This window comes from Nostoc sp. 2RC (assembly GCF_014222165.1).
Lineage (GTDB): Bacteria > Cyanobacteriota > Cyanobacteriia > Cyanobacteriales > Nostocaceae > Nostoc > Nostoc linckia.
In genome coordinates this window covers 1-3,561 of sequence record NZ_JACKZU010000553.1, presented here as the reverse complement: position 1 = coordinate 3,561, position 3,561 = coordinate 1, and the positions used below count along the sequence as shown (strand labels likewise).

Annotated in this window: 3 protein-coding genes; all 3 read right to left on the bottom strand. The window is 38.2% G+C overall.

Features of this window, described 5'->3' with window-relative positions; all coding sequences use genetic code 11:
- Window positions 1-107: 107 nt before the first annotated feature.
- On the bottom strand, window positions 108-1,127 hold the full coding sequence (locus GNE10_RS32995) for a sensor domain-containing diguanylate cyclase (protein WP_185570267.1): 1,020 nt from the start codon (window positions 1,125-1,127) through the stop codon (window positions 108-110).
- Between the two features lie 458 nt (window positions 1,128-1,585).
- Window positions 1,586-1,831 carry a DUF6737 family protein gene (locus GNE10_RS32990; protein ID WP_185570265.1) on the bottom strand — a complete coding sequence of 82 codons (246 nt, stop codon included), beginning with the start codon at window positions 1,829-1,831 and terminating at the stop codon, window positions 1,586-1,588.
- A 65-nt stretch (window positions 1,832-1,896) separates the two neighbouring features.
- A complete protein-coding gene (locus tag GNE10_RS32985; RefSeq protein WP_185570263.1) occupies window positions 1,897-3,516 on the bottom strand; it encodes a cyclic peptide export ABC transporter in 1,620 nt (539 codons plus the stop codon).
- Window positions 3,517-3,561 lie beyond the last annotated feature (45 nt).

The following is a 3,561-nucleotide window of genomic DNA, read 5'->3' as shown; positions in this document are numbered from 1 at the left end:
CCCCACACTCCCCCATCTTTCCATCTCCCCTTTACCCTTTCCCCTTTACCCTTTCCCCTTTACCCTTTCCCCTTTACCCTTTCCCCTTTAACCTTACAGAATGTAAGTTACAAAAGAGATTGTCGCTTGAGACGTTTATGAGCGTACATTAACTCGTCAGATCTGGCGACGAGTTGTTCTAATGACATATTGGTTTCTGGTGAGTAACGCTGTATTCCCATACTCATGGAAATTTGATAGCTACGGTTTTGCTGTTGGTTGAAATGTGCAATGTTTGTTTGCAAATGTGTTTGGATATTTTCTGCGTCTTTGAAATAGCTGGAAATGAAAAGAATAAACTCATCTCCACCTAAACGAGCAACAATATCGGACTTACGAAAACTTTGCTTGAGTAGTTGACCAGCATCGATAATTAAGGCATCACCGACATCGTGACCAAGGCTGTCATTAATCTGTTTTAGTCCGTCTAAATCAATGAAGATTACCCAGCATAGAAGTTTCATGCGGTGAGCAATTTTTAATTGTTGTTCTGCTAGTAGAAAAAAGCCACGCCGATTATGCAATCCTGTTAGTTCATCGGTGAGTGATAACTGTCTTCCTTCAATTTCTGCTTGTTTGCGGTTGTGAATTTCTTGGATGAGTTCCATTTGAGCGACAGCCTGACGACTGAGGCGATATAAGGCGTCTAATTGTCGGTCATTTAACTGACGCGGAATCATATCGATGATACACAATGTCCCCACAGCAAATCCATTGGATGTAACTAGCGGTACACCAGCATAAAAACGAATTTTGGGATTATTTTTAACTAAAGGATTATTTGCAAAGCGCTCATCTTTGACGGCGTTGTTAACTACTAATATTTTCTGGGGTTGCAAAATCGTATGGGAGCAAAAAGCCCAATCTCTAGGTATTTCCCTGACTTTGAGTCCCACTTTGGATTTAATCCACAGGCGATCGCTATCAATTAAGCTAATTAAAGCAATTGGAGTCTTGCAAATGTAGGTAGCAAGAGCAGTCAGGTCATCAAATCCTTGTTCTGGGAGAGTATCGAGAATATTGTAATCCTCTAATGCTTTGAGCCTTTCTGCTTCATTTTCAGGTAAAGGAGCAGGTCGGGATTTCACTGATGAGGCTCTCAACTTTAGACAACAAAGTCCGCTGGGCTGAAAGTTTTGCAATAAACGCAGGATTCTTTCTCGAAGGTCAAACCTGCACCATAAAAACATCTCTGCAACGGAAATAAAAATTCGGTTGAATCTTGTACAGAGATATTCTATTGCATTATTATGTCTTTCATGCCTTCGGTCTGCTCTGTTGTTCATTTCACTCTAGCTTTGAATATGCAATTTCCCTGAGTATGTAGATGCTTACAAGGTCTTGTGCCCAAAGCCAGGTTGAAAATGATTGATATCGGCTAAAAATTATCAAAACTTATAAAATTTTAAGAGTTCTTCGTCAAAGCTTGATATTTTGATTACTATAAACTTCTAAGAGAAGTGGGGAAAAGGGTAAGGGGTAAAGGGGAAAGGGAAAATAGCAAACATGCACCCCCTTTCCCATTTTCCCTACTTTTGCAAGAAGTCTAATCAACACGTTCCGAATTGTTATAAGATTCTAAAATTCCACTACGAATCATTAGTTGTGGCCAAATTAATATAAAAAATCCCATCCAGGAGGCTATGGGGATGGAAACGAGAACTGTGAACCAGATAGTTTTAAATAATAACCAGCTACCAACAATTAGCGTCACACCAGTAAGTAGTATAGACCAAGGTTGACACCACCAAGGTTTGTAGTTCCAGGGATTGAGGGATTTTTGTTCAGACATTGATTTTATTTGGCAAATGTACAAATGTTAGAATTTTTTGACTTTTAGCTCTCAACGTTAACATTTTATTTTTTGTCATATTCTATTTGTCCGTAATCAAGTTTAATAATTCGGTCTGCTAAATGAAAATAGCGGTCGTCATGGCTAATTACTAAGACTGTTTTACCACGCGATCGCAGTTCTGGTAAAAGTTGAGTATAAAATATTTCTTTGAATATTGGATCTTGATCTGCTGCCCATTCATCGAATAGATAAATTGGTCTATCCTCCAAGTATGCTGTGAGTAAAGCTAAGCGTTTGCGTTGTCCTTGAGAAAGAGCAGTGGTAGAAAGTTGTCCATTTTCGACTTTTACTTTGTGGTCTAATTGCAGTTGTTTAATATATTTTGTCGCTTGAGTATCTAAATTAGCATTTTTTAATCCTAAAAGTTCGTCAAATAAATAAAAATCGGAAAATACCACAGAAAAATGTTGCCGATACCATTCGCGGTTTTCTTGATTAATTAATTCGTCATCAAACCAAATTTCGCCGTTAGCTGGAATATAAAGTCCAGTAATTAATTTTGCTAAGGTAGATTTACCGCTACCATTACCGCCAACAATAAAAATTAATTCCTGACGATACAATGTAATGTTAATGGGGCCGAAGATAAAGCTATTGTCTTCTTGATTTGTATCATATGTATATGTGATATTGTTGAATTTTAAGGTCTGCCAGGAAGTTTTCATGGCAGGTGGAATAGTAGCTACTTCCGAACGAGTAGCTAAAGATAAACCCAATGAATCTATTTTTTGTAAAGCAATACCCGCTTTGCTCAAAAGAGGAAGTTTGCTAATGATGTTATCCATTGGTAACATCAAGTAAGTAAAAGTCAAAATATATCCAGAAAGAGTTGTGGTATTAATGGATAATAAATCAGGTAGTACAAATAAGACAAAACCAATGGCAAAAAAGAAAATCAATTGACCCCAGCTAGAAGTGGTAGCAAAAAAAGTTAAACCCTTCACATTATGATGGCGAAATTCATTAGCAGTTCCTTGGAGTTTTTCTTCTAAAAAAACTTGACGGCGCAGATAATTAAGCTTCAGTTCCTTGATGCCTTCGGTAATGGTGCGAAAATGTTTAAACAGTCTGTCTTCATCATCACGAGCCAGAGCTAAAAATTTCCTACCTTCAGTTAATAGCCACTGGCAACTAGCGATCGCTACTATGGAAATAGCACAAACCATCACCAATACCAACCAAGAAAGCCAGGTGATATATGCTATGCAACCCACAACCATCGCTAAATTAATAAACAAAAAAGGCATTTGATAAACAGCATTAGCAACTGCTTGAATATCCTCAGTTAAAGTTGCCAATAATCTGGGGTTACCCAAATCTTCCAAATGACTCAACTCAGAACCCAGAATTCGCCTACTCAAATGCATTCGCAACTTTAAAACTGCATTTTGAGAAAGGCGAATCAACATCACTTGGGAAATAATACTGGTAATCAATGCAATTATCGCCAAAAGAGCAAAACCCCAAGCGATAGATGTGAAACCCTCAGGACTACCACTACTAGCAGCACGGCTAATCAAAGCAATCAAACCAGCACTACTACCACCACTCAAGAATCCAGTAACGATGGCGATCGCTACCATACCCCAAGCAGAACGTAAAAGAAAGTAAATCAAATTCATGATGATGGATGTCTATGCTAGATGCTTAGGGACTGGGGAAAGGGG

Bases quoted from the DNA above. Each gene is read 5' to 3' on its own strand.
- GNE10_RS32990 (WP_185570265.1), bottom strand. From the start codon at position 1,831: ATGTCTGAACAAAAATCCCTCAATCCCTGGAACTACAAACCTTGGTGG.
- GNE10_RS32985 (WP_185570263.1), bottom strand. From the start codon at position 3,516: ATGAATTTGATTTACTTTCTTTTACGTTCTGCTTGGGGTATGGTAGCG.